This window comes from Streptomyces sp. HSW2009, from assembly GCF_040240285.1.
GTDB lineage: Bacteria > Actinomycetota > Actinomycetes > Streptomycetales > Streptomycetaceae > Streptomyces.
On the sequence record NZ_JBEHZD010000955.1, the window covers coordinates 1 to 1589 of the forward strand.

Annotated in this window: 1 protein-coding gene and 1 pseudogene; both read left to right on the top strand. The window is 75.0% G+C overall.

The window, feature by feature from the left end; genetic code table 11:
• Positions 1 to 174 precede the first annotated feature (174 nt).
• Entirely contained in the window at positions 175 to 915 is a 741-nt protein-coding gene (locus AAHZ94_RS33805; RefSeq protein WP_349997516.1) for a class I SAM-dependent methyltransferase, read from the top strand.
• A 94-nt stretch (positions 916 to 1009) separates the two neighbouring features.
• Positions 1010 to 1589: pseudogene (locus AAHZ94_RS33810) on the top strand (hypothetical protein); the annotation flags it as partial.

The following is a 1589-nucleotide window of genomic DNA, read 5'->3' on the forward strand; positions in this document are numbered from 1 at the left end:
CCCCCGCCCCCCCGGCCCCCGGGGGGCCCCGGGGGCGGCCCCCCGGGCGCGGCCCCCCCCGGGGGGGCGGGGGGGCGCCCCCCCCCGCCCCCCCCCGCCGCAAACCACGACGCCCAGCACGGGCACGGAAAAACTCGCGCGCGGCGGCGGGCGCGCGGGCGGTACGGTCCAGCAATGTCTGAAGCTGACGGGTACTTCAACGAAGCTGTCGCGGCCGACTACGACACGTCATCGGCGGAGATGTTCCAACCCGAGGTGGTCGGCCCGACCGTCGACCTGCTGGCGGAACTCGCCGGCGACGGGCGCGCCGTCGAACTCGGCGTCGGCACCGGAAGGATCGCCCTGCCGCTGGCCAGGCGCGGGGTGCCGGTGTGCGGCATCGACATGTCGCACGCCATGACGAGGCGGCTCCGGGCCAAGCCGGACGGCGAGAGCATCGACGTGACCATCGGAGACTTCGCCACCACCCGCGTCCCGGGTGCCTTCGCCCTCGTCTACCTGGTGTTCAACACGATCAACAACCTGACGACGCAGGACGCCCAGGTGGACTGTTTCCGCAACGCCGCCGCACATCTGGCGCCAGGCGGCAGCTTCGTCATCGAGGTCGGCGTGCCCGAACTACGCCTGCTGCCCCCGGGGCAGACCGCCGTGCCGTTCCAGATCGACGCGGCACGCTGGGCCTTCGACACCTACGACGTCGCCACCCAGGCCATGAGCTCGCACTACGTCACCCTCGTCGACGGCCGGCCACAGTACAGGTCCTATCCGTTCCGCTACGTCTGGCCGTCCGAACTCGACCTGATGGCACGGCTGGCCGGACTGCGGCTGCGTGACCGCTGGGAGGGTTGGGCCAAGGCACCCTTCACCCATGAGAGCCGCCGGCACGTCTCGGTCTGGGAGAAACCCGCGCACTGAACGTACGGGGCGCTGGCCGGCCGGGCCGCCCCACGCGGGCAGCCACCAGAAATCGGCTTGCCACGCCGCGCCACCCCACTGTCACAGTGTCGCCATGCCTCATGACGATGTTGCCGCGTTCCCCGCCCAGTACGCCCGTACCCGCCGCTTCGCGCTCGGCGCGCCACGCCAGTTGGCGGTGGCCCAGGACGGCAGTCGGGTCTTCTTCGTCCGTACGGCCAGCGGGAGCGATCCGACCAGTTCGCTGTGGGTCTGGGAGGACGGCCGCGAGCGCGTGCTCGCCGACCCGGGCCGCCTCGTCGGCGCGGCGGGCGAGGTACCCACCGCCGAGCGGCTGCGCCGCGAACGCGCCCGGGAGCCGTCGGCCGGCCTGGTCTCCTACACCGTCGACCACCTCGGCCGCACGGCCGCCTTCGCACTCGACGGCGCGCTGTGGGCGGTACGGGTCGCGGACCCGGCACCGTTCCCCGTCGCGACGGCCGGGCCGGTCGTTGACCCCCGGCTCTCCCCCGACGGACGGCACGTCTGTTACGTCACCGGGGGCGCCCTGCACGTGGTGGAGTTGGCACCGCAGGACCCGGGGGGGGGGGGGGGGGGGGGGGGGGGGGGCCGCGCGCCCCCGCGCCCCCCGCGGCGGGCGGCGGGGGGGGGGGGGGGGGGGGGGGGGCGGGCGG

Coding starts and splice junctions, on each gene's coding strand:
- AAHZ94_RS33805 (WP_349997516.1), top strand. CDS start 175: ATGTCTGAAGCTGACGGGTACTTCAACGAAGCTGTCGCGGCCGACTAC.